The sequence below is a fragment of the Sneathiella marina genome, from assembly GCF_023746535.1.
In the GTDB taxonomy this organism is placed as follows: domain Bacteria; phylum Pseudomonadota; class Alphaproteobacteria; order Sneathiellales; family Sneathiellaceae; genus Sneathiella; species Sneathiella marina.
On the sequence record NZ_CP098747.1, the window covers coordinates 2690308 to 2714170 of the forward strand.

Genomic DNA, 23863 nt, shown 5'->3' on the forward strand with positions numbered 1-23863 from the left:
CGTGCGGCTGGTGGCGGTTACGCCACCGTCCGCATACGCCGGAACATGGGCATGTTCCACAGGGTCAGGATCATCACCAGTCCCAGAAGCGGCAAGGCGCCAAGATTGACAACCTCCCAGCCGAAATGCTCCTGCAATTGACCTGAGGCAAGGGATGCGGTTGCCACCGTCCCGAAAACCAGAAAATCGTTCATTCCCTGCACCTTGCTGGTCTCTGACGGCTTATATGTCGTTGTTACCAAAGTTGTGCCGCCGATAAACATGAAATTCCAGGATAAGCCCAACAGGACAAGGGCAACATAGAAATTCATCAGCTCCAGCCCCATCAGTGCCACGATAACACTCAACACACCCAGCAACGCGCCCATGAAGATGATTTTATACTCCCCAAAGCGTGAAATCAGGGATCCGGTAAAAAAGCTCGGCCCGTACATGGCCACCACATGCCAGCTGATCACATTAAAGGAATCACTGTGCTGATGGCCGCAGCCGACCATGGCGAGTGGTGTCGCCGTCATCACCAGGCTCATGACACCAAAGCCGATCATCGCACTCAAAACGGCAATGATAAAGGTGGGCTGCTTGATAATTTCCAGCAACGGACGTTGCTCGCCCGAGGCCTGATGGACGGACATTTTGGGAATGGAGACAAAACTGATCAGCACCATGGCGATCACACCCAGGCCGATGATCGCCAGATACGGACCAAGATACACATAAGGTAAAAATAAATCCTTGCTGTGGCTGGCAATTTGCGGCCCCAGAAAACCGGCGATCAAACCGCCCGCCAGAACATAGGAGACAGCCTTGCTGCGGTTTTTCATCCCCGCCACATCGACCGCAGCAAATCGGTAGTAGTTACCGAACGCCGTATACATACCTACAAACATGGCGCCAAAGGCAAAACCCCAGAAATTTCCGACATAAATGGAGTAACTGCAGATCGCCGCCCCGACAATTCCAAGCAACGCACCGCAGAGAAACCCTGCCTTGCGGCCAACATGCCGCATAAATAAGGAGGCCGGGATCGTCATTAAGGCGGTTCCCGTGACAACCGCTGTCACCGGTACCGTCGCCAGTGACTTGTCATCTCCCAGGAGTAAAAGACTGACGAGGGCCGCAGAACTGATCATGATGGATGTGGTGCTGTTCATCAGCGCCTGACATCCGGACATCAGCAAAATACTCAATTTCGTACGGCCGTCCATGTCGACTTGTTCCTTTGACTATTGTAATTATTGAGGAATGAGGGCGTCGTGTGGATAGATTTCGCGTATCTTATAACATTCCAACAGGTCTTGTTTCTACAAAATAACGTGAGAATTGATTACGCAGCGCCTAGAAGTTCGTGGTTCATTTTCAATACATCATATTGCGTGACGCAATCCGCCGTCACGGCAACGGCGTTTTCGCGGTTTTGCCAGAAGCCGAAATGCCCGATCTCCCATCGATCTGGATCCAGCAGGACCATATTTGCATAAAGACCCTCTTTGCCAAGCTGCGCTTGGTGTTCCTGTTTCTCATCTTTCATAATTTCGGGCAACGGCTTTTGTGAGCCGGCTTTATCGAAACTGGTATAGAGAAAGGTCGGCTCTTCTTTATTGGGTCCTTTATCAAATTCGATGATTTGCCAGCTCCGAACCCGCGGGCGGCCAAAGGCTTCGATCACGCCATTGAATAAATTATGTAATAGAAAATCCTGGGCGCTTTGGGTATTTTCCCAAATATAGAACGGCGCATACATATGTTCTTCGGGATCATAAAGGTAGAATTTATGCTTGAGGCCTGGAAATCCATCAAACAAGGGACTGCGCATCGACACATGCTTATAGACTTGATCGATATCAAATTCCCGCGGCAAACGGACTGAATACTGCATTGCCAGCATATTGCGCTCCCAAACAACAATTTTATTTTGTGGAATATTTCAAAAAACAGCGCCCTAGGCAAACGCAAGAAACGCATAGCTATTATGCATTTAGGTCAATTTTGCTAAAAATGGCGCCAACCGGGGGTTGATACGGCCATTTCGACCCCGTTATTTATCGCGCGGACACCGGTCCCCTCTTCCATCCTGCCAATCGGGGTAAGCTTGGTTTGCGCTTGCGTTGACAAATCGGGCAACCGGCTTTCGAACCTGGCCGGCAGGGTAAAAGCCAGTTCGTAGTCATCGCCTCCTGTCAAAATGGATGTCAGGTACGCCTTATCATGGGCAAGTACATTTTTGGCCGCCATGGATAACGGAACGTTCTCGACCTCCAGGACGGCCGCCAGTGAGGAGGTCTCACAAATATGTCCGGTATCCGCCATGAGCCCATCCGAGATATCCAGGCAGCTGCTGGCAATATCGTGCAGCGCTCTGCCGAGTGTCAACCGCGGCTGCGGCAGATGATACCGGTCGGCCAGAAAGGACAGGTCTTCGGGATCCAAAAATTCCAGTTCACCCCGCAGCGCCTTCAAGCCGAGGGCGCCATCACCAATATTCCCCGAAACAACCAAAAGATCACCGGGCCGCGCCCCCTTGCGGCGCAGGACTTTCTGATCGGGGATATTACCGATTGCCGTTAGGGAAAAGGATTGCGGACCGGACGTCGTCACCGTATCCCCGCCCAGCAATCCTATGGAAAATGCCTGCTGATCCTGTTTCAGCCCCTCTGCGAAGCCTCTGATCCAGTCGATACTCGTCCCCTGCTCCCAAAAGGCAGCCAGCAAATATCCCATGGGGGTCGCCCCCATGGCGGCCAGGTCGGATAAATTAACACGGAGCAGTTTGCGGGCAATATGACCCGGATCATCACTGGCCAGAAAATGAACGCCACTGACCATGGCATCCTTGGTCATCACCAGTTCAGTTCCCGGCGGCGCTTTCAGGATGGCCGCATCATCCGTCAGGTTAAAAGCGCCCGGCTGACTTTCCGACAAGGGCGCAAATATTTCCCGGATGATGTCAAATTCACCGGGGCGATCCTCTGTCGGTGGTTGAGTCATATCAATCGAATTCTGCGGCGCGGACCTGCTTGGCAATGTTATCAAGAACGCCATTTACCAGTGAAGGTTCCTTGCCGGTGAAGAAGGTCCGGGCGATTCCCACATATTCCTTGATCAGTATCTTCGCCGGCATATCAATACGCGCGAGAAATTCATACGTCGCCGCACGCAACACCGCCAGCAGGACGACTTCCAGGCGGCCCGTCTCACGATCTTTTTCCAAAGCGGCCGTGATCAGCGCATCAATTTCTTCCTGACGCGCCTTGGTATTGAGAACGATATCCTCAAACAATGGCTTGTCGCTGTCTTTGAACTGATCACCGTCCACCTCGGCCCCAACGCGATGCTGCAGAAACTCTTCCACGACAATCCGCGGGTCCTGTTCATCATGTTCCAGCTGGTAAAGCGCCTGTACCGCATTCAACCGCGCAAGCGTCCGCCGGCTATGTTTGTCGCCTCTTTTTTCCGCCCGCTTGCTCATCGAGGAAATAATCCAAATTGTTGTTTCAGTTCGAGCATATCCAATGCCGTTTGTGCGGCACCGCCCCCTTTATTCTTCTTGGACGGCAAGGCCCGTTCCCAGGCCTGATCCATATTCTCGCAAGTGATGATACCGTTCCCGATCGCAATACAATATTCCGTCGAGATATCCATCAGCGCACGGGCGCTTTCCTCGGACACCGTATCATAATGGGATGTTTCACCGCGCACCACGCATCCCAGGGCGACATAGGCATCAAAGCGGCGGCGGCCGCCCATGAATTCCATGGATTTAAGCGCAAACCGCACGGCAGCAGGAATCTCCAGACAGCCGGGAACGCGGACAATTTCATAAACAGCCCCGGCCGTATCCAATGCCTCTTTGGCACCTTCCAGCAAGGCATCGGAAATATCCCGATAGAAATCGGCCTCGATAATCAGCACATGAATTTTTTCACTCATGATCAATCCTTCTCGACAATCGCACGGGTTTCACTGATGGACAGGCCATAGCCGTCAAGACCGACCACATTCCGTTCCGTGTTGGACAACAGGATCATTTCGCTGATACCAAGATCGAGCAAGATCTGGGCACCGATACCATAATCCCGCAGCTCAGACGATTCTTTCACCGGCTCGCCCAGCTTCTTGCGAACCCTGTCAGACAGAGCCCTCGCCCGCGGTTCGCGGATCAAAACCACGACGCCTTTGCCTTCCTCATTAATCTGGTTCATGGCGTTATGCAGCATATCCGGATTTTCATCCAGCTCCCCCAACACATCCCCCAGCAAATTAAGGGCATGCATGCGGACCATCACCGGGCCATTGTTCGAAACATCCCCTTTAACCAAGGCAATATGCTCCGCATATTGCGGCTTGTTGGAGAAGACAATCATTTTCCAGTCAGCGCCATATTTGCTGGAGATATCCGTCTCGATCTCTCGCTCGATCAGGCTGTCATGGCGACGGCGATAGGCAATCAAATCGGCAATGGTTCCGACTTTCAATCCGTGGAACTGCGCAAATTTCACCAGATCGGGCAGCCGCGCCATGGTCCCGTCATCATTCATGATCTCGCAGATCACGCCGGCGGGCATCAACCCTGCAAGCCGGGAGATATCAACCGCTGCCTCCGTATGGCCGGTGCGGCGCAACACCCCGCCTTCCCGGGCCACCAGGGGAAACACATGGCCCGGACTAACAATATCCGGGGCGCTCTTGCTGGCGTCAATGGCCACGGCAATGGTGCGGGCGCGATCGGCGGCCGAGATCCCGGTAGTCACACCGTCACGGGCCTCGATGGAGACGGTAAAATTGGTTTCCAGCCGCGACGAGTTGTCCTGCGCCATCAACGGCAGCTTCAGCTCATTTATCCGCTCTTCGGTCATGGCGAGGCAGACCAGGCCACGACCATGCTTGGCCATGAAATTCACTGCATCCGGCGTTGCCATCTGCGCAGGGATTACCAGATCCCCTTCATTTTCGCGATCTTCCGCATCAACAAGAATGAACATCTTGCCATTGCGGGCATCTTCCAGAATTTCTTCCGTGGTCGAGAGGTATTGCTTATAAGGCATATTATTTTTATTTCACCTCAGTCATGCGGGCCACATATCGGGCCAACACATCGATTTCAAAATTCACACGCTGTCCGGTTTTAAAGTCACCGAATGTCGTATGGGCTTGGGTATGGGGAATAATATTGACGGTAAATTCCGTATCCGTCACCGCATTTACGGTCAGTGACACCCCATCGAGGGAAACGGAACCTTTGGCGGCGACAAAACCGCGATAAGCTTCGGGCAGGGAAAAACCCAGCTTTGTGGAATCGCCGATGGTTTCCAGCTCCTTCAGTTCAACCACCGCATCCACATGGCCGGTGACCACATGGCCGCCCAGTTCATCGCCGATTTTAAGCGCTCTTTCCAGATTGATCTTCGCACCTTTCTGCCAGTCTGCCAGGTTTGTACAGGACAGGGTCTCATCGGAGGCATCGACGGCAAACCATCCATCCCCCTTGTCGACAACTGTCAGGCAAGGGCCTGAACAGGCAATGGAGGCGCCAATATCAATTGTGCCCGTGTCATAGGCGGTATCGATTTCAAATCGCGTATCGCCGGTTTTCTCGAACCCTCGGACGGTTCCTATATCTGTAATGATGCCTGTAAACATGCTTCCTAATTCCGTAGAAAATAGCTTTCCAACAAATCCTCGCCCAACCGACGTTCTTCGATCAGTCGAATTTCCGGTGCCGCGTCCAACTCCCGCAACCCAATGGATTGCAAGGCCGGAATCCCGTCTCCGCCAATGATCTTGTTCGCCCGAAACCACATCAGGCGATCTGCCAGTTCATCTTTTATCAGCGTTGCCAGAAGATGGGAACCACCCTCTGCAAGTATTCTTGTCATACCGCGGTCGGCAAATTCGGCCAGCGCCGTCTTCATATCCGGCAAGCCGCTTTCTGTCGCCGCCACCTCAATCACCGTCACCCCAAGCTCGGCAAAGGCTTTCAGGCGTTCCCGGTCGTTCCCCGGTATGGTCAGGATCCATAACGGGGTCTCCTGGGCACTCCGTACCAGCTTCGATGTGAGCGGCAGCCGCAACCGGCTATCGGCGACAATCCGGACGGGCGATTGGTCTTCCAGGCCCGGCAGGCGACAGGTCAGTTCCGGATCATCGACCAGCGCCGTTCCAATGCCAACCATGATCGCATCATTTTCAGCGCGCATCATATGGCTGTAGCGACGGGAAAGGCGCCCGGTGATCCATTTACTATCGCCGGTCACCGTGGCGATTTTACCATCCAGACTGGTTGCCATTTTCACGGTGACCAGCGGGCGGTTCTGCTGCCGGGTTAAAACAAAGCCGGCATTCAGATACAGCGCCTCGTTGGCCAGCACATCCTCCGTCACCGTAATACCGGCGTCTTTGAGCTTGGCGATACCCGCGCCATTTACGCGTTTATCCGGATCTGTCAGGGCGACAACAACCCGCGCCACACCGGCCGCGATCAATCGTTCTGCGCAAGGCGGTGTCTTGCCATGATGGGAACAAGGCTCCAACGTCACGTAAACCGTGGCGCCCTGGGCCTGATTGCCGGCCTGTTCCAAAGCAACGGTTTCCGCATGGGGCCGCCCGCCCTCCTGTGTCCAGCCGCGCCCCACCACATGATCCCCCTGCACGATCACGCAGCCGACTGCCGGGTTCGGCGCAACCCGGCCGAGACCGCGCGTCGCCAGACGCAGGGCGGTTTTCATATGATAGAGATCTTGACTGTCGCGGATGGATGCCATCTAATTTATGTAGTGACGTTGCCGCTCAATTCACCAATAAATTCCTCAAAATCCTTGGCTTCGCGGAAATCCTTGTACACAGAGGCAAACCGCACATAGGACACACTGTCCAGCGTGGCCAGTCCTTCCATGACCAGTTCACCCACTTTATCGGAGGGCACTTCCTGATCGCCACTGCTTTCCAGCTGACGGACAATGCCGTTGATCATGCGATCGATGCGGTCCTGCTCGACCGGCCGCTTGCGGGTGGCGATATTGACGGATCTTTCCAGCTTCTCCCGTTCGAACGGGGTGCGTTGTCCGTTTTTCTTGACCACGGTCAGCTCCCGCAGCTGGACCCGTTCAAAGGTGGTAAAGCGGGCACCGCAGGTCGCACAGGCGCGCCGGCGGCGGATGGCCGTATTATCTTCTGTTGGCCGACTATCTTTTACTTGTGTGTCTTCACTGCTACAAAATGGACAGCGCATCCTAGGGTCCCCTTCTCGTCACTCGGTCGTGCTGTCCAGTGCCGTTCTTGTCGTCCTAAAGGTTCGGATAAATTGGAAAAGCATCACAAAGTATCTTCACCTCGGCCCGAACTTTTGCCTCGACAGCGCTGTTATCCTCCGGGTTTGCTACCAATCCGTCAAGGACTTCGGCGATAAGATCGCCGACTTTTGCAAATTCTGCGGTCCCGAAACCACGGGTCGTCGCCGCAGGCGTTCCCAAACGGACACCGGACGTCACCATCGGCTTCTCCGGATCAAACGGAATACCGTTCTTGTTGCAGGTGATAAAGGCATTTTCCATGGACCGCTCGGCAACATTCCCGGTCAGTCCCTTGGGACGAAGATCGACCAACATCACATGGGTATCCGTCCCGCCGGACACGATGTCCAGCCCGTGACGGATCAATGTCTTCGCCAGAATATCCGCATTGGCGACCACACGCGCCGCATATTCCCTGAATTCCGGTGACAAGGCTTCCTTGAACGCCACGGCCTTGCCGGCAATGACATGCATCAGGGGGCCGCCCTGCATACCGGGGAAGATGGCTGAATTCACTTTCTTGGCGATGGCCGCATCGTCGGTCAGGACCATGCCGCCGCGCGGGCCGCGCAATGTTTTATGGGTCGTCGTCGTCGCCACATGGGCATGGGGAAACGGGCTTGGATGCAGACCGGCGGCCACAAGACCGGCGAAATGCGCCATATCCACCATGAAATACGCACCCACCTCATCGGCAATTTCCCGGAACGCGGCGAAATCGAGGGTCCGCGGATAGGCAGATCCACCGGCAATAATCAATTGTGGCTTATGCTCTTTGGCAAGGGCGCGCACCTCGTCCATGTTGATTTGATGGGTTTCCTTGTCGACGCCGTAATGCACGGCGTTGAACCATTTACCGGACTGGTTGGGCTTGGCGCCATGGGTCAGATGCCCGCCGGCGTCCAGGGACAGGCCCAGAATGGTATCGCCCGGCTTGATCAGCGCCATAAAGGCGCCCTGGTTTGCCTGCGATCCAGAATTGGGCTGCACATTGACAAACTCGCAGCCGAACAGTTCCTTCGCCCGCTCGATGGCCAGTGTTTCGACAATATCCACATACTCGCAGCCGCCATAATAGCGGCGTCCAGGATAGCCTTCCGCATATTTATTGGTCAACACCGATCCCTGCGCCGCCATGACGGCGGGGCTGACGATATTTTCCGACGCGATCAGCTCGATCTGGTTTTGCTGCCGTCCAAGTTCCTGGCCAATGGCCGCAAAAACATCGGGATCATCCCGTCCCAAATCCGCGTCAAAGATATCAAATTTTTCTAAAGTTTGTAGGGTCAATTGCAGATCTCCATCTCGCTGGAAAATAAACGAAGTCGAAACATAACCGGATTGAATCCTGATTTCGCAGGATGGATAGCACAAGACGTCTCCCCTTCATAGAGGAAGTCGACTTATTTCCCGGCTTTTTTCTGTGGTTATAGCGTCTTTGTTGATGTCCGGTGAAGAAGATCGATCCGAACCGGCAGGGCGGCCCATCAAGATCCTGAAAAAAATGACAGTAACAACATCAGGTCAGCTTGTGTGCAAACACGGTGAACGTGATACCGGCCAGTTGCATAGAGGGCGGACTGATCTTATCAATAATTGGGGTACCGGGATATCAATTGGCGTTCTTGCTGGCGGCCGTATCAGGTATCACCGCTCTCATTGCAACTGTAATGGCCCAAAGCGGCGCGCAGGGAAAATACTCCGAGCGCGCCCATTGTGTTTGATTGCCAGGCTTGCGGCGGCGGTGCGAATGCCTTTTCCCAATGGCTTGAACCGGCGTCAAGCGAACTGTCCAGCAACCAATTTCAAGTCTTTCGGCTCGTGGGTCTCACGCCACACGGCATCATCCAGACAGAATGTCGGGTCCTTGAGCATGACGAAATCCCTTTCAGCAGCGACAGCATTCATGTCAGGTGCCCGGGTGGTGAGGATTTTTAACAAGGTGCCAATGGATTTGAGCTTGCCCGTGAAGCTCGGCTTGAGTTCCGGGCGGTCGGCGACGTAACGGCGAGCGATGCTTTCCATGCTCTCAGGCGTCCTTCCGCCGACGATCGCAACATCCCGGGTCGGGGCATTAACCGCAAACGCACCACGTCGGTATTCGTCGGCGTAGAGCCTTAACACGTAACCACCCGCATCGGAATAACGGGATGCTGCGGACTGTGTCCCGAGTGCCTTGAACGCCTTAAGCATCATTTTTTCCGGGATGTCTCGATATTTCACTTCCCGGCCAAGTGCTCTCCCCATCGCGGCGGCAATTTCGTTGGGCGATATCAGTTCAGGACCCGTGGGCCGGTATGTCTTGCCCGCATGGGTGGCGGGATCAACCAGCGCACCGACAGAAACACTTGCAATATCCTCGTTGGAGGGGGCTGCGTTCTTTTTAACATTTCCGTCTCCAAGCGGCATGGAAAACACACCGAGTTGCGCTGCGGTCTCCAACCCAACCATATAGTTATCGGCGAACCACCCAACATTGATGGTGGTAACAGTCATTTCAGGCCGCATCTGTATCAAAATGTCACCCATGTAGACCGCTTGTGTCATCGGTGAGTGGTGGTTCGCAGCTGAGAGCCATTGACCAAGGGTAACGACATGTTCGAGTTCGGCCTCATAAGCGGCGGCTGTGAAGGCCGCGTAAAAATATAAGGGGTTGGCCGCTGCGGGCGCGCATTGGTAGGCGCGCTTGACGCCAGCCATCGCCGCCCGCATATCGGTGATCGAATACTGGTTGCCAACGAAGATCTCCGCCCCGGCGTTTTCAAGCGCTTTGCTTCTGTGGTCCAGCTTTCGCACGAAGGCACGGACGGGAAAACCCTTCTCAAGCAGCTGCAGAACCGTCGGTGTTCCGGTTTTTCCGGTGGCGGATGTAACGAGAATTTTAGGCTTTGTGGACATCTTGTTTGTTCCTTTTCGTTGAGGATATGTTTAGCTCGCGACAAGCTCACCACTTATGATGCCCATAATCGTTTTCTCTTCTTCCATTAAGAGTTTTACAAATACAGGATGGGCTTTAATACGCTTTACCATAGCCGCCATCTTTGGCCAGCGAGCGTCATCAATATGGAACTTCCCGAATTCTGCATTTATTATTGGCGACACAACACTAATGTCAGCAAGTCCAATATTTTCGCCAAAGAAGAAGCCATTTTCTGGCGCTTGATCTTCCAGATAATCAAAAATGGGGGGTAAGGTTTCGTTTAAGGCAGTCGCTACGCGCGCTTCATCGGTTTTTTGTTTGTAGAAATTTGGTTGCAGGACAACTTCCTGGAAAACGACAGCGCAAGCCGGGAATAAAACAGAACCGGCATATTCTTCGAGCCAACGGCATTTTGCACGATCTTGTGGGTTTGAAGGAATAAGCGATGTTTCAGGATGCATCGCTTCGATATATTCAATAATGATACTGGAATCAGAAATATGAAAATCGCCATCCCCAAAAGCCGGGATGAAGCCACGCGGGCTGATGGCCAGAAATTCCGGAGTCTTGGTGCCAGGCAGGACCGAAATTTGCTCATATTCCAGACCTTTAATTTCCAGCGCGGCGAGAACCTTGCGAACATTGGGTGAAATAGTTACTCCATAAACTTTCATTTTAAATACTCCTGTTGAGAGGGGCTAATCGACGGTTTGAGACACGAACTCATCCAAACATATGCCGTGACAATGGCCTGCATAAGCGTTATAAAAGACAGAAAAAGTCTGATCGGGACATGAAAATGAAAAATGTAGCCATTCTAGCTGCCGAGAACAGTGTGCTCTCCACGATTGCCTCTCCCATGGATATGTTTTTGCAGGCTGGCGTATTGTGGAATGTAACCATGGGGAAAATGCCGTCTCCCCTGTTCAACGCGAAGATTGTCACCTCTGATGGCAAGCCGGTGAACGCCGTAAGCAACGTACCGATCATACCGGCCTGTTCGATGCATGACATGGAAGATCCGGATCTTGTTATTATTCCCTCTCAAGGATTTTTTTTCGACCCTCGGGAAAAGAGCCATGGCGACAGGATAAACTGGCTGAAACACTGTTACGAAAAGGGTTCTGATCTCGCCAGCGTTTGCGGCGGAGCATTTACACTCGCTTCTACCGGACTCCTGGACGGGAAAACAGCGACAACGCATTGGGGATTGGCGGCAAAGTTCAAAAGGAGTTTTCCGAATGTCAATTTGCGGACTGATCTTCTTGTGACCGATGAAGGACGCCTATTTTGCGGCGGGGGAATTTCTGCGGATCTTAATCTGTCTCTCTATCTCATCAGAAAATATTGTGGCCGCGAAGTGGCCTTGCAGAGTTCTCGATGCACATTGGTGGATCTCGATAGCGTATATCAATCGCCTTTTTCAGTATTCAGCCCGGAAAAAAACCATAGCGATATTAAAATTCTGAACGCGCAGGAATGGATGGAAAATAATTATCGAAACGATATCAATGTGCAAATGCTGGCAAATGAAGCGGATATGAGCGTTCGCCAATTCAACAGGCGGTTCAAGGCTGCAACCAACGAAACAGTAACCAAATACCATCAGCTCATTCGGGTTGAGGCCGCAAAAACCAACCTGGTGAACACCAGCTTGTCTTTTGAGGAAATATCAATGAATTCCGGCTACGAAAATATCAGTTTCTTCAGGCGGGTGTTCAAACAGAATACCAGTGTAACACCGGCGGAATATCGGCGGCGCTTCTGCCAAATCTGAGTATCGTTGCAATGGGCACTGCATAGGGAGCTTCATTTTTTCAAGGACTTACCCGCGTTCGCAAATTTACCAGTTAAAGCGGCCTGAGTATTGATCAGCGCCCCCATGTTCAGCGCGTCGCTAAGTCCCCCATGACGCGTTGCCCGATGGAGTTGCTTGGTCTGACCTACCGCCAGTTTATCTCGAGCGACGATCGTATTGGTGAAGAGTTCGACTTCTTCTGCAAGAGCCTGCCCGTTTTCGGTTAGTCTATTAATCAAGCTCATGTCATATAGCCGCTCAGCTGAAATCGTCTCACCCAGTACAGCCAATTCCAGCGCCAGTCTCGGACCAAGCAATTTACTCAATACCGGTGTATTAATAGCTGCGGGGAAATTGTGCCGCATTTCAGAAACCTGGAATCGCGCTGTTTTGTCGGCAAGAACAAAGTCACATCCCATGGCCAGAGTAAAGCCGCCGGCAAAAGCACAACCGCGCACCACTGCGACGGACGGCAAATCACCTTCATCAAGCATCCGGAAGATATTCGCCCATTCATCATCCGCTGCAGCGAATTCTTCATGGGATAGCGCGTTGTCGAAGGATTGTAAGTCGCGGCCAGCGCAAAAATGCTCCCCCACGCCGTCAATAAGCAGGCAACGACAGGCCGGATCTTCCAGCGCCCGCGCAATCCCGTCGTGAAGCTGAGCGACCATCCTTGAATCGAACGCGTTGCGCTTTTCCGGCTTATTGAGGCGCAAATTTGTAACCCCGTCTTGTTTGTTTACCGTGATGCTCATTTTCAATCCTTCTCCCGAGTTAAGTTGGCACTCCAAGTCGCCAATCTACAACCACTTCAATCTCCAGCACCACCTCATAAGTTGACATTATTCGGAACATCTACCTCTGACCCGGAACCAACTTCCCTCTTCAGCCTCGATCAATCAGCAAGCCAGTCCGTGTCATAATTGAAGGCCCGCGCGATCCGGGACGTTATTTTTTCAGCGGCCTGTATATCGTTGCTGGAAAGATTCTCCCGCCACCGCCCGATCCGCACCGAATGATCCAAGCGGGAAAGGCCTTGTGACGTCACGGCTTCGACAAACTGCTTGTTGTTGGTATCCTGAACACGCGCCGCCCATTTTCGAAGATATGCCTCATTCTCCTCTGGCGGAAGCCCGAGGATCGAACAAATATTCAGCGCAAAGCCATAGGGATCCCGGATCATGTCTTCAAAGTAAACCAGCTTCGCCACAGACTTGACCCGGCCATATCCATGCGAATTGATATGGGCCCAATGATGGGCGCATCTTTCAACAAGTGGCCTGTCCAGCCAGTGCTGCCAATCCGGCGGGCGCGGATGGTGGCCCCAGTTCTGGTCGACGCCAATTCGCAACGAACTGATAGCATCGAGCGGGTGACGGACGATCCAGAAGAGCTGAATGGCGGGATGCGTGGCCAACAGGATATCCAGCGAAAATGAAAGCCCGTCATCGACCGGATGCCCCGGTGACTCGCGCGGAACCTTTACCGCCCAGCAGTCGGTTTCCGAGCGATCAAGCACATCCTGAAAGGGCGGCTCGCTCTCATAGACATAAGGGCCGAGGCCGTCAAACAACTCCCCGAAAATCGACGTCCCGCTCCGCCCACAGCCAAGAACCATCACCGGGGGATATTGTCTGCTACCTGTCATTTTACGGCTTCCACATTTCCATCTGGTGCCTGACCCTGTAATATGCTCATCAGACTGAAATTGTAGTCATCATGTTAACATAACTAAAGCCAATACCTTAATATCGACTGTCAGGCGTATTAGTGGGGTGAAATTTCGTGAAAGTTATTGAAATACGCCGGCATGCCATGCGGCAAAAACCAAAAGCGCATCTTTCTTTGGAAGGCATAGAGCTCGCCAAATTTGCCAGCGCTCGAATGGGCCCTTATGACCGAGTGATTACCAGCCGGTTACCCAGATCCATGGAAACAGCCGTCGCAATGGGGTTTGAGGGCGCTGAGCACCTTGAAGAGTTGGGAGATATACCGGATGACATACTTGAAAAACTAAACTGGCCGAACACTTTGCAAGCCATTTCAGAAATCATAAAAACCAATAAGGACTGTTTTCAATTTGCCAGGCGGCAAGCAAAAATCTGGCTAAACTGTATAAAAGATCTTCCTGAGGAAAGCAGGATTTTGATCATTTCTCATGGCGGGATCATGGAACTGGGCGTGATGGGCAGCATCTGCCTCGATGGCTCTTCGGTCACAATTGACGCATTTGGGTATTGCGAAGGAATACGCCTTGAATATGAAAGTGAGAAATATGTGAATTTCAATCCTCAACTGATGCCGGAAGAAAGACGGCTAATAAACAGCACGCAGGATTAGATCTGACTTCAAATTATTTCTGTTATTTGGAAATGTTCTATGGAACATTTGTCCTTTACATGTTGAGTGACTGGTATTGAAAGAGAATGAATATGAGTAAATCTATCGTTTTTATTCCGGGGGCGTTTGCCGGTGCCTGGACCATGGACAACCTGTGCACCTATTTTACCGAGCAGGGTTTCGACTGCCATGCCCCGAATTTCCGCCACCATGCGGGCGGTCCGCGGGCCGAAGCGGATCCAGCCCTCGCCGGGTCCAGTATAGATGACTATACAAATGACATGGCGGCGCTGATCGCAACGCTGGATGATAAACCGATCCTGTTCGGCCATGCGGTGGGGGCGATTATCGCGCAGAAACTCGCCGCCCGGGGGCTTGCCAGCGCGATCATTCTCATCAATTCCAACGGCATCTGGGGCATGCTGCCGCCGACGGAGGAAGAACGGAATCTCGGCCGTGACCTGATGGCCGCGGCCCCCTTTGCCGGGCAGACCATGAATGTCGAGTTTGACATGATGGCGGCCTTCGCCCTCAATAACATGACGCCCGAGGCCCAGCATACGGTCTTCAATCAGCTGGAGCCGGAATCAGGCCAGGTCATGTTCGAGCTGTTCTACTGGATGTTCGACAACAACAAGGCCGTTCATGTGGAAACGGACAAGGTTGACTGCCCCGTCCTGGTCCTGACCGGTGCCGATGACAAGGCGGTATCAACGGAAACCGCACAGGCCCTGGCGGCTAAATATGGCGACCGCGCCACCTATTACCAGGTGCCAAACGCCGCGCATTTCATGATGATGGAAGACGTCTGGCCGCAGATGGCGGACTATTGCCGGAACTGGCTGGCAGAAAAACAGGTCCCCTAATCCCCTGTATCTTAAAGAACGGCGATGGTCCTGTCAGGTTCAGCCGCAAGAGATATTCTCAGGAGTAAAGTATTTGTACTGCCTCATGCCGGAAGCTGCCCTTCCGCAGGTGCATTTCCCGCCCGGTTTCAATTTACAGCTTGCCGTGTTAAATAGTAATTTCAGCTTCTCGCAACGATTTGTTCGACCCGCGCCGCAGGTGCGGATTAATCAAATTGCGGCCTGCACAGGCCCTGCAGCGGGGTGCATAAACCGGAATTGGGGGAAAGATCCATGTCGCGGGACAGCACCGTTAAAAAGACCGGGGGCACCGACAGCAAACAGGGCTTCAATTCCTTGAAAGACGGCTCCACGGATTCGGCGGCTATTGCAACCTATTACGATGACTGGGCTGAGACCTATGACGCGACCTTAAAAAACTGGGACTACCAGGCCCCAGACGACGCCGTGGCAATCCTTTGCGAGCATTTGCAGGCTGGCGACGATATTCTGGATGTTGGCTGCGGTACCGGACTGTTCGGCAACGCCCTGTCCCGCCAGCTGGATTGCCGTATTGAAGGCCTCGATATTTCGACGGCCTCCCTGGAAATAGCGGAAAGAAAGGGTGGGTACGATCGCTTGCGGCGCCACGACTTACAAGACAGCCCGTTGCCAGTCCCCGATAATGCGTTTGATGCCGCCGCCTGTGTGGGAGTTATGACCTATATTGAAGATGCAGCAGGTCTGCTGGCTGATCTGTGCCGTATCATTCGGCCTGGTGGCTATATCCTGTTTACACAGCGTGACGATCGCTGGGTCGAGAAGAATTTTGGATCTCTAATGGGCAATTTTGAGGAGCGTAAGCTTTGGACGCCCCTTAAGATAAGCAAAGCCAAACCCTATTTACCAAAAAACGAAGATTTCAAGGACAGCATTCAGGTCATCTATGTGCTCTGCCAAGTCGTCTGATCCCGCCCTCGGCTGTTGCCCGTCTGGCGACGGGAAGGATGCCCGAAACGGCCCACAAACCGACCTTTGACAGCGGGAAAAGCCATGCCCGCTAGCCGCGCAGCCGCAAACCAACAATGGTAAGAAGCGGATAAAAAAGGAAAAATCTAGAAGTTAAGTGTCAGTCGGCAATTCCCAAAGAGATGTCTAAATTACGCGTAGACGCGTTGGCAGATCCGTTTCAAGAATTTCCGATTGACCTGCTAACGCTCGCTTTATAATAATAGTACTTATTCTTGTTCGCGTTCAGGTAATTTCTTATGATTAAATTTATATTTTCAGCTTCCCTTCTTTTCCTTCTTATAGGTTGCGGACCAACCAAAATAGAGAAGGATTTTTCCTTTGATGCATCCAGTAAAGATAGTCTTATTGTCATACAGAGTATTGGATATAGGTTTAATACAGTGCTTGTAACAAAGCAGGTTAATTTAACTGAGAAAATACTGACAGGAGAAAAAATTGACATCCTTCTTTGCGCGGATACATGTAACTCGCTAACAAACAGGGGAACTTATAATTTGCAGGGAAAAGAGAATAACTTTTTTCTGAAAACGATACCGCCGGGCAGATACATGATAGCTGCAAAATGGACGCACGAACTAAGGAAAGAAACGATCTATTGTTATAATAAAGGAACCTATGTCTTTGATCTTGCGCCGGGCACCGTCAACCTCATCGATCTATCTACATCCAGATATTCAAAGAAAAACTCACTTAAAGACCTTAAGGGTCTAATGGCAGTGTATCCCAGCGTATCGGCGGACGTAAGTCTGGCCAAACCCCTCGCCCGCATAACATTTGAACCGATTAGTATTTTTGGAGAGAATCAATGTCTCCTGGAACTGGAAGGTCGCCCCATCAAGATCCTGGAGCGATTTGACAATTAATGTTTTCGATCCTGCCTTCCCAACCCCGCAAATCCTTCAAAACTTTAGCTTGTTCTCGGAGCCCGACAACAGCCTTTGAATATTTCCCCTTAGGACTTAAACCTTCAGGTCCGCCATGCGTCAATCAGGAGGCATTTTTAGGGGTAAATTATGTGTTCTGCTGTGTGCCAGAAGGAGGCATTTTGGGAAGATGTCTCGTGTCAGATTCGAGCCCAAACTGACAACCACAGTCAGGTCCGGATTGTAGACAACACGTCGAATGACGTAAGGTGGTTGGCAGGGGTCAAGTAGGATCACAGATCAGAAGAACGCGTTGAAGTAGGCCCTCTGGCACTCATCGGGAGCGCCACACAGTTTTGAATTTTATGGAAGCCGCACGATGAGTAAACCGAAAGAGTTCTGGGATAAATCTGCCGACAACTACGACCGGACCGAAGAGCGATTTGAACATATCCATCAAACATCAAGGGAATGCGCAAAGAGGCACCTCAAGGAAAGCGATGTTGTTTTGGACTATGGGTGCGGAACAGGCACGACAGCCTGTGAACTAGCCAGCCATGTGAGAGAAATCCAAGGCATTGATATTGCTGGCAGAATGATTGAACTTTCAAAGGAAAAAGCAGCCGCAAATGGCATTGGTAACGTCAGCTTTGCGCAGGCCGATATTTTTGACGAAGGATACAGCAAGGGCTCGTTTGATGTCATTTTAGCCTTCAACATGCTCCATACAGTGCCCGATCCGCAACGCGTCGTGCGGAGGGCACATGAACTTCTAAAGCCTGAGGGGAGTTTTATTTCTGTAACGCCGTGCTTGCGGGATAAGATGTCTCTTATTGTTAGCGCCCAAATTCAGCTTGTTCGTCTATTGTGCAGGCTTGGGATCATTCCTGTCCCGATACGACGGCTTCAAAACTCTGACTTGGATGAGTTGGTAAGTGGCGGTGACTTTCAAGCTGCGGAAACACAGAAAATATTTTCGGGGGCATCTAGCTACTTTATTGCAGCCAAGAAGAACGCAAATTGAGTTTTACTAGCAGGCTGAAAGGCTGCTTTGTCCGCATTGCTGACATTAGTGTGTTTGAATCGAATGTCAGCTCTGGCTCACAACCCAACCTTTGACAGCAGCACTCGCAATATCCGCAATGCCCCTAATCGCAAACCCCTCAAAAGCTAAGCTTGTTTTCCGTGCCGGAAAGTAGTCTTTTAATATTTTCCCGGTGCTTGAAGATAATCATGCCGGCCATCAGGACGGCAAATAAAGTGAAATAAAAGCTATGGTCGAAAAACGGCGCGAAGGAGAGGATGACGAACAACAGTGCGGCGCAGAGTGTACCGAGGGAGACATAGCGGGTCACGGCGACGATTACCGCGAACAGGCCAAGGCAGACAAGCGCCATCCGCCAGTCGAACATAAACAGCACGGCCACGGCGGTCAGCGCCCCCTTGCCGCCTTTAAATCCAAAATACAGCGGCCAGTTATGCCCCATGACCGCGCCGACCCCGGCGGCCAGCAGGCTGAGGCTGTCCGTTGCTCCGGCCGAATGGGCATAGACGCCCATATATAATCCGATGTAACAGGCAAGTATGCCTTTCAGGATATCGCCTGCCAGAACAAAAACCGCCGCCGTTTTCCCAAGCACCCGCAATGTGTTGGTCAGCCCGGCGGATTTACTTCCGTGGTCGCGGATGTCCTTGCCATATAGCTTCCCGACAATCACGCCCGTATTCAGGCTGCCGATCAGGTAACCCGAAGCCAGAGCGACTAGAATCTTGAGAATATCAACCATCATTCATGGCCCCTGATAAAGAATCCTGCCCAATAATACAGATTGCCTTTCACAAATCTCAAGATAATATAATACGCAATCTAAGGTTATATAATCCTCTTGATTTTCTAGGAATAATGATGCGCCCCTTCACTGTTTTTGTAACTTGCATATTGTTGGTTTTGGTCCTGACGGGCTGTAATCCTCGGCTCGACAAGAATGCCATCTTGGGGGATGAAATTGGCGAAATAGATCAGCAGCCCATCGAAGAAGCAACAGCCAGCCTCGCAGACAAGACAGTGAGGACCTATAGTCGTACATATGGGAATCAGATTGAATATTTTGCACCCGATGGTCGCGCCTATCTCTGGTATCCTGGAAATAACCGTCCCGTTCCCTCAAAATGGCGACTGGAGCATCATGTCTTTCGATATAAAATTTGCTTTCTATATCCAAGCAGTAGTTATGACGCCGTCACCAAAGAACGTGGTGGAAATTGGGAATGTCGGTTTCTCAACCTTTTTGCCGATAGCATTGTTGAAATAGAAAAGTCGGATATTTTTAACCTGTCCAGTGGAATATTACCCTATAAACTCTCGCCTCAAGATTTCAATTTTAATGCTCTGAAAGCTCGGATGAAATAAGGAGAATATTGCTGGATCATTTATTGAAGGGCAGGCAAGTATGCCTTTCAGGATATCTCCTGCCAGAACAAAAACCGCCGTATTCAGACTGCCGATCAGGTAACCCGATAGCAGGGCGGCTAGAATTTTGAAAATATCAACCCTCAATCTGATCCACCGCAAAGCATCCGGTTTTCCGCGCGCCGCTTCCGGACCCAAGGACCAAAAAATTTAGGTCATCCACGTCTTTTGCCGGCGAAAAAACCGCAGACAGATTGAAGGTTCCTACTCCTTATTTTTCATAGAATTGCTGTTGAAAAGAGGATAGCAGCAATGACCGGTAAAGGAAATATTCGACGGACAGTGTCGATTGTCGATGGCTGCCGTTCGGGAAAACAGGTCTTCGTTGCCCGTCAATTTTATCTGCCTGACAGAAAATACAGGCAAGAATCACATAGGCGTTTTCGGTGAATAATGGGCAATGGATCAAAATGCTTCTGAAATTCTGGAGAGGCTGTATATTAGTTTATACCCGATCATTACCAGTCGTCATAATAACGCCGCAATTTTACACAATAAGTAACATTATATTTCGTAAATATTTACAATTTACGACATTTAAAATTACATACCAACATATTTCCACAACTCTAATTTGTAATGATTTTTAATTACAAAATTATATTTGACAATCTTTCTCGATCGGCGGCAAATTGCGGTACAGACAAGTACAGTTTCAATACTTGTAAAGGGAAGCGAAAACATGAAATGGCAGAAATGAACATTAACACGGCAATGGATTCAACCGGTGTGGACAAAGAGGAACTTTTGCGGATGACAGCGGAAATCACTTCCGCTTATGCCAGCAATAACGAGGTCGGCAAGGACGGCCTGGTTGAGGTGATCAAATCTGTTTACCAGTCCCTTTCGACACTGGAGTCAAATGCCACAGTGGATCGCGGGCCACTGGTTCCGGCGGTGCCCATCAAGAAATCCATACAGAATGATTACCTCGTCTGTCTGGAAGATGGCAAGAAGCTGAAAATGCTGAAACGCTATCTGCGGTCCAACTACGAAATGACGCCCGAAGAATACCGGTTGAAATGGAGCTTGCCGGTGGATTATCCCATGGTGGCACCGGCTTACGCAAAGCGCCGTTCGGAATTTGCCAAGGAATTCGGCCTCGGCCGGAAACGCAAAACCGCCTGATGCAGGCGGCTGGGCCTCGGGCTCTTTTGATCAGACAATTATTCCCGGTTTTTTGGGATCGCCCGACGCCGGGCTGCGGGACGTGTCGGTTTTTCCCTTGTTGAGCACAAATAAAAGTTTCTGAACGGCGGCCCGGCTCAGTTCCTCCTGACCGGCGGAACTGGGGCCGACGATGGAGACTTCGGTCATTGTCACCGGGTCGATGGCCGACACCTTGACCGAGGCGCCATGCTGTTCGAACTCGACAATATACTCCTTGGCGGCATCCTCTTGCGACATGATATACGCTATTCCTGACTGTTGGTCCCTGTCCGCACTATATACGAAACGAGGCTGGAAGACAGGAAGCATATTGAAACCGTTTGATAAAACAGTTAAACACAGACTTAAAATTAGGGATGCCCCCAACAACAACTGAATAATAAATCGGAGAACCGCTCATGAGTAGCGCCCCAGCCACCAATTCCGCCGGAAACAAGCCTGTTTTCAACCCCGAAGATCCGTTCCTGCTCGACGATCAGCTGACCGAAGAGGAACGGCTGGTCCGTGACACCGCCCGTGATTATTGTCAGGACAAGCTGATGAGCCGGGTCCTTCTCGCCAACCGCAATGAAACATTTGATCGGGAAATCTTCCCGGAAATGGGGGCACTGGGATTGCTCGGCTCGACCATCGACGGTTATGGCTGTGCCGGTCTGGGCTATGTGTCCTATGGCCTTGTCGCCCGTGAAGTGGAGCGGGTCGATAGTGGCTATCGTTCCATGATGTCCGTGCAGTCCAGTCTGGTCATGCATCCCATTCATGCCTATGGCAGCGAGGAACAGCGCCAGAAATATCTGCCCAAACTGGCCACCGGTGAATGGATCGGCTGCTTCGGATTGACCGAGCCGGACCATGGGTCCGATCCGGGCAGCATGGTCACCCGCGCCAAATCCGTTGATGGCGGCTATTCGGTCAGCGGCGCCAAAATGTGGATCACCAATTCTCCGGTTGCCGATGTGTTTGTGGTCTGGGCGAAAACCGATGATGGCGTCATTCGCGGCTTTATCCTGGAAAAAGGCATGGACGGTTTGTCGGCCCCGAAAATCGAGGGCAAGTTTTCCCTGCGGGCCTCCATCACCGGGGAAATCGTCATGGACAATGTGTTCGTGCCCGAAGAAAACCTGCTGCCCAATGTCAAGGGCCTGAGCGGTCCGTTCGGCTGTCTCAACAATGCCCGTTTCGGTATCGCCTGGGGGGCCCTTGGTGCGGCGGAATTCTGCTGGCAGGCCGCCCTCGATTATACCATGGACCGCAAACAGTTCGGCCGTCCCCTCGCCGCCAATCAGCTGATCCAGAAAAAACTGGCGGACATGCAGACGGAGATTTCCATCGGCCTGCAAAGCTGCCTGCGGGTCGGCCACCTGAAAGAGGAAAACCGTGCCGCGCCGGAAATGATCTCGCTGATCAAGCGCAATTCCTGCGGCAAGGCCCTCGATATCGCCCGTGTCGCCCGGGACATGCATGGCGGCAACGGCATCAGTGACGAATATCATATCATCCGCCATGTGATGAACCTGGAAGCGGTCAATACCTATGAAGGCACCCATGATGTCCATGCCCTTATTCTCGGCCGGGCGCAAACCGGTATCCAGTCGTTCACCGGCGCCTAGACCCCCTCAACCAGAACAGCCCAAGCTGCGGAGACATTTATGAAAATCAACGGCAAAAACATCATCATCACCGGCGGTGCCAGCGGCATTGGCAAGGCCCTCGCCTTGCGCTTCCATGCCGAAGGCGCGCGCGGGATTACCGTCGCCGACATGCAAGCTGACCCCCTGCAGGATGTCGCCGACCAGATCGGCGGCCTGGCGGTTGCCGGTGACGTCAGTGATGAAGCCCATATCAAGGACCTGGTCGCGAAGTCCGAAGCCGCCTACGGCCCCGTCGATATCTTCGTCTCCAATGCCGGCATTGCCCGCATGGGATGGGAAGAAAGCCCCGACGAGACCTGGCAGCTCAACTGGGACATCCATGTGATGGCCCATGTCTATGCCGCCCGCGCCGTCGTCGACAAGATGATCGCCAATGGCGGTGGCTACCTGGTCAATACGGCCTCCGCCGCCGGCCTGCTCAGCCAGGTGGACAGCGCCACTTATGCGGTGACAAAACATGCCGCCGTTGCCTTTGCCGAAACCCTGTCCATCCGCTATGGCGACAAGGGCGTTCGCGTCTCCGTCCTCTGCCCACAGCAGGTGCGCACGGCCATGACCGAAAACAACCTGGAAGGCGTCGCCGGTGTCGATGGCACCATGGAGCCCGAGGAACTGGCCGAACATGTGGTCACCTCCATGGACAAGGAAGAATTCCTCATCCTCCCCCATGAGCAGGTTATCGATTACATGCGTCGCAAGACAAGCGACTATGATCGCTGGCTCGGTGGCATGCGTAAACTGCGTGATATGTATATCAAATAGGGATCAGGCTAAAAGCCTTCCTGAAACCAAAAGGAAAGATCTGGATTATATTTCAGGTCTTTCCCGAACTTTTCTCATCTTAAAGATTAAAGTTTCCGTGACCATGCGGCGCGATCCCTTTGTTTCAGGCCGCCCCCGCATCTCACCCTCAATCCGATTTTCGGATCTTGAGATAACACTAGCATAAAGAGTTCCATTTGTCAAGCCAATCTTGTCTCGCGGGATACCCGCACGCCCAATGCCAGCTTTCGGCATTCAATTAGCCAAATCGAACTTATGTTCTTCCATGACAAAATGCGTAACGAACTGAAACACGTTTGGATCGCCTGAAAACAGTCTTTGGCTAAGCTCCTGAAACTCGCTCATATTGGCAAGCGTCAGGAAAATAACGGCATCGGTCTCGCCGGAGACGGAATAGGCCTGAGACACGGCCCGCTCCTGTATGAGGGCGTTCAGCCATTCCTTGCGCGCATCATTCCCATGATCGAAAAGCCGGACGCTGACGATGGCCTTGACGTTCCGGCCCATCTTCTCGCCATCGGTCAGAACAACCGACCCTGTGATAATCCCCGCCTTCCACAGATTGCGCACCCGGCGCAGACAGCTTGACGGGGCGAGGCCCACACGATCGGCCAGGTCGACATTTTTGATCGACGCATCTTTTTGCAGACTATCCAGAATTTTTCGGTCTATGGAATCCATACGCTCATAAATTTCAT

Annotated in this window: 27 protein-coding genes; 10 read left to right on the forward strand and 17 right to left on the reverse strand. The window is 52.2% G+C overall.

Annotated elements, in window-relative coordinates:
• Nucleotides 1–17 precede the first annotated feature (17 nt).
• From NBZ79_RS12885 to NBZ79_RS12940, 12 genes are all read right to left on the reverse strand, one after another.
• Nucleotides 18–1208: an MFS transporter gene (locus tag NBZ79_RS12885; RefSeq protein WP_251932877.1), complete on the reverse strand. Its 1191-nt coding sequence runs from the start codon at nucleotides 1206–1208 to the stop codon at nucleotides 18–20.
• A gap of 119 nt (nucleotides 1209–1327) precedes the next feature.
• Complete coding sequence (locus NBZ79_RS12890; RefSeq protein WP_251932878.1) at nucleotides 1328–1888, reverse strand: DUF4865 family protein; 561 nt, start codon at nucleotides 1886–1888, stop codon at nucleotides 1328–1330.
• 104 nt (nucleotides 1889–1992) lie between these two features.
• Nucleotides 1993–2988, reverse strand: a complete 996-nt coding sequence (thiL, locus tag NBZ79_RS12895) for a thiamine-phosphate kinase (RefSeq protein ID WP_251932879.1) — start codon at nucleotides 2986–2988, stop codon at nucleotides 1993–1995.
• Nucleotide 2989: 1 nt separating this feature from the next.
• Nucleotides 2990–3469 carry a transcription antitermination factor NusB gene (gene nusB, locus NBZ79_RS12900; protein WP_251932880.1) on the reverse strand — a complete coding sequence of 160 codons (480 nt, stop codon included), beginning with the start codon at nucleotides 3467–3469 and terminating at the stop codon, nucleotides 2990–2992.
• On the reverse strand, nucleotides 3466–3936 hold the full coding sequence (locus tag NBZ79_RS12905) for a 6,7-dimethyl-8-ribityllumazine synthase (protein WP_420854539.1): 471 nt from the start codon (nucleotides 3934–3936) through the stop codon (nucleotides 3466–3468). Before NBZ79_RS12905 ends, nusB begins: the two co-directional genes overlap by 4 nt.
• Nucleotides 3933–5045 carry a 3,4-dihydroxy-2-butanone-4-phosphate synthase gene (ribB, locus tag NBZ79_RS12910; RefSeq protein WP_251932882.1) on the reverse strand — a complete coding sequence of 371 codons (1113 nt, stop codon included), beginning with the start codon at nucleotides 5043–5045 and terminating at the stop codon, nucleotides 3933–3935. The genes NBZ79_RS12905 and ribB overlap by 4 nt, the downstream gene beginning before the upstream one ends.
• A 7-nt stretch (nucleotides 5046–5052) precedes the next feature.
• A complete protein-coding gene (locus NBZ79_RS12915) occupies nucleotides 5053–5640 on the reverse strand; it encodes a riboflavin synthase (protein ID WP_251932883.1) in 588 nt (195 codons plus the stop codon).
• Nucleotides 5641–5645: 5 nt separating this feature from the next.
• A complete protein-coding gene (gene ribD / locus NBZ79_RS12920; protein WP_251932884.1) occupies nucleotides 5646–6725 on the reverse strand; it encodes a bifunctional diaminohydroxyphosphoribosylaminopyrimidine deaminase/5-amino-6-(5-phosphoribosylamino)uracil reductase RibD in 1080 nt (359 codons plus the stop codon).
• A gap of 41 nt (nucleotides 6726–6766) precedes the next feature.
• Nucleotides 6767–7228, reverse strand: a complete 462-nt coding sequence (nrdR, locus tag NBZ79_RS12925; protein WP_251932885.1) for a transcriptional regulator NrdR — start codon at nucleotides 7226–7228, stop codon at nucleotides 6767–6769.
• 55 nt (nucleotides 7229–7283) lie between these two features.
• Nucleotides 7284–8549: a serine hydroxymethyltransferase gene (gene glyA, locus NBZ79_RS12930; protein WP_274706918.1), complete on the reverse strand. Its 1266-nt coding sequence runs from the start codon at nucleotides 8547–8549 to the stop codon at nucleotides 7284–7286.
• A 519-nt stretch (nucleotides 8550–9068) separates the two neighbouring features.
• A complete protein-coding gene (locus tag NBZ79_RS12935; RefSeq protein ID WP_251932886.1) occupies nucleotides 9069–10187 on the reverse strand; it encodes an NmrA family NAD(P)-binding protein in 1119 nt (372 codons plus the stop codon).
• 30 nt (nucleotides 10188–10217) lie between these two features.
• Nucleotides 10218–10883: a glutathione S-transferase family protein gene (locus NBZ79_RS12940; protein ID WP_251932887.1), complete on the reverse strand. Its 666-nt coding sequence runs from the start codon at nucleotides 10881–10883 to the stop codon at nucleotides 10218–10220.
• Nucleotides 10884–11008: 125 nt separating this feature from the next.
• Between NBZ79_RS12940 and NBZ79_RS12945 the strand changes: the two genes are divergently transcribed.
• Nucleotides 11009–11986, forward strand: a complete 978-nt coding sequence (locus NBZ79_RS12945; RefSeq protein ID WP_251932888.1) for a GlxA family transcriptional regulator — start codon at nucleotides 11009–11011, stop codon at nucleotides 11984–11986.
• Nucleotides 11987–12018: 32 nt separating this feature from the next.
• On the opposite strand, the gene NBZ79_RS12950 is transcribed toward NBZ79_RS12945, so the two are convergent.
• Both NBZ79_RS12950 and NBZ79_RS12955 read right to left on the reverse strand, forming a co-directional pair.
• Complete coding sequence (locus NBZ79_RS12950; protein ID WP_251932889.1) at nucleotides 12019–12765, reverse strand: enoyl-CoA hydratase/isomerase family protein; 747 nt, start codon at nucleotides 12763–12765, stop codon at nucleotides 12019–12021.
• Nucleotides 12766–12905: 140 nt separating this feature from the next.
• Complete coding sequence (locus tag NBZ79_RS12955) at nucleotides 12906–13658, reverse strand: sulfotransferase (protein ID WP_251932890.1); 753 nt, start codon at nucleotides 13656–13658, stop codon at nucleotides 12906–12908.
• 137 nt (nucleotides 13659–13795) lie between these two features.
• Between NBZ79_RS12955 and NBZ79_RS12960 the strand changes: the two genes are divergently transcribed.
• From NBZ79_RS12960 to NBZ79_RS12980, 5 genes are all read left to right on the forward strand, one after another.
• On the forward strand, nucleotides 13796–14350 hold the full coding sequence (locus NBZ79_RS12960; protein ID WP_251932891.1) for a phosphoglycerate mutase family protein: 555 nt from the start codon (nucleotides 13796–13798) through the stop codon (nucleotides 14348–14350).
• A 92-nt stretch (nucleotides 14351–14442) separates the two neighbouring features.
• On the forward strand, nucleotides 14443–15216 hold the full coding sequence (locus NBZ79_RS12965; RefSeq protein ID WP_251932892.1) for an alpha/beta hydrolase: 774 nt from the start codon (nucleotides 14443–14445) through the stop codon (nucleotides 15214–15216).
• Nucleotides 15217–15489: 273 nt separating this feature from the next.
• Nucleotides 15490–16164, forward strand: a complete 675-nt coding sequence (locus tag NBZ79_RS12970; RefSeq protein WP_251932893.1) for a class I SAM-dependent DNA methyltransferase — start codon at nucleotides 15490–15492, stop codon at nucleotides 16162–16164.
• A 611-nt stretch (nucleotides 16165–16775) separates the two neighbouring features.
• Entirely contained in the window at nucleotides 16776–17090 is a 315-nt protein-coding gene (locus NBZ79_RS12975) for a hypothetical protein (RefSeq protein WP_251932894.1), read from the forward strand.
• Nucleotides 17091–17469: 379 nt separating this feature from the next.
• Nucleotides 17470–18114 carry a class I SAM-dependent methyltransferase gene (locus NBZ79_RS12980; protein WP_251932895.1) on the forward strand — a complete coding sequence of 215 codons (645 nt, stop codon included), beginning with the start codon at nucleotides 17470–17472 and terminating at the stop codon, nucleotides 18112–18114.
• A 139-nt stretch (nucleotides 18115–18253) separates the two neighbouring features.
• On the opposite strand, the gene plsY is transcribed toward NBZ79_RS12980, so the two are convergent.
• Nucleotides 18254–18877 carry a glycerol-3-phosphate 1-O-acyltransferase PlsY gene (plsY, locus tag NBZ79_RS12985; protein WP_420854612.1) on the reverse strand — a complete coding sequence of 208 codons (624 nt, stop codon included), beginning with the start codon at nucleotides 18875–18877 and terminating at the stop codon, nucleotides 18254–18256.
• A 116-nt stretch (nucleotides 18878–18993) separates the two neighbouring features.
• Here plsY and NBZ79_RS12990 point away from each other — a divergent pair, with 116 nt between their 5' ends.
• On the forward strand, nucleotides 18994–19500 hold the full coding sequence (locus NBZ79_RS12990; RefSeq protein ID WP_251932897.1) for a hypothetical protein: 507 nt from the start codon (nucleotides 18994–18996) through the stop codon (nucleotides 19498–19500).
• A gap of 747 nt (nucleotides 19501–20247) precedes the next feature.
• Entirely contained in the window at nucleotides 20248–20688 is a 441-nt protein-coding gene (locus tag NBZ79_RS12995) for a Ros/MucR family transcriptional regulator (RefSeq protein ID WP_251932898.1), read from the forward strand.
• Between the two features lie 30 nt (nucleotides 20689–20718).
• On the opposite strand, the gene NBZ79_RS13000 is transcribed toward NBZ79_RS12995, so the two are convergent.
• Nucleotides 20719–20967 (reverse strand): DUF6898 family protein, encoded by a 249-nt coding sequence (locus NBZ79_RS13000; protein WP_251932899.1) that lies wholly within the window; start codon nucleotides 20965–20967, stop codon nucleotides 20719–20721.
• A 161-nt stretch (nucleotides 20968–21128) separates the two neighbouring features.
• On the opposite strand from NBZ79_RS13000, the gene NBZ79_RS13005 reads away from it, so the two are divergent.
• Both NBZ79_RS13005 and NBZ79_RS13010 read left to right on the forward strand, forming a co-directional pair.
• A complete protein-coding gene (locus NBZ79_RS13005; protein WP_251932900.1) occupies nucleotides 21129–22340 on the forward strand; it encodes an acyl-CoA dehydrogenase in 1212 nt (403 codons plus the stop codon).
• Nucleotides 22341–22379: 39 nt separating this feature from the next.
• Entirely contained in the window at nucleotides 22380–23144 is a 765-nt protein-coding gene (locus tag NBZ79_RS13010; protein ID WP_251932901.1) for an SDR family oxidoreductase, read from the forward strand.
• A 255-nt stretch (nucleotides 23145–23399) separates the two neighbouring features.
• Here the strand turns inward: NBZ79_RS13010 and NBZ79_RS13015 are convergent, their stop codons facing one another.
• The gene (locus NBZ79_RS13015; RefSeq protein ID WP_251932902.1) at nucleotides 23400–23846 is read right to left on the reverse strand and encodes an Lrp/AsnC family transcriptional regulator; all 447 of its coding nucleotides are present in this window, start codon (nucleotides 23844–23846) and stop codon (nucleotides 23400–23402) included.
• Between the last annotated feature and the right edge of the window lie 17 nt (nucleotides 23847–23863).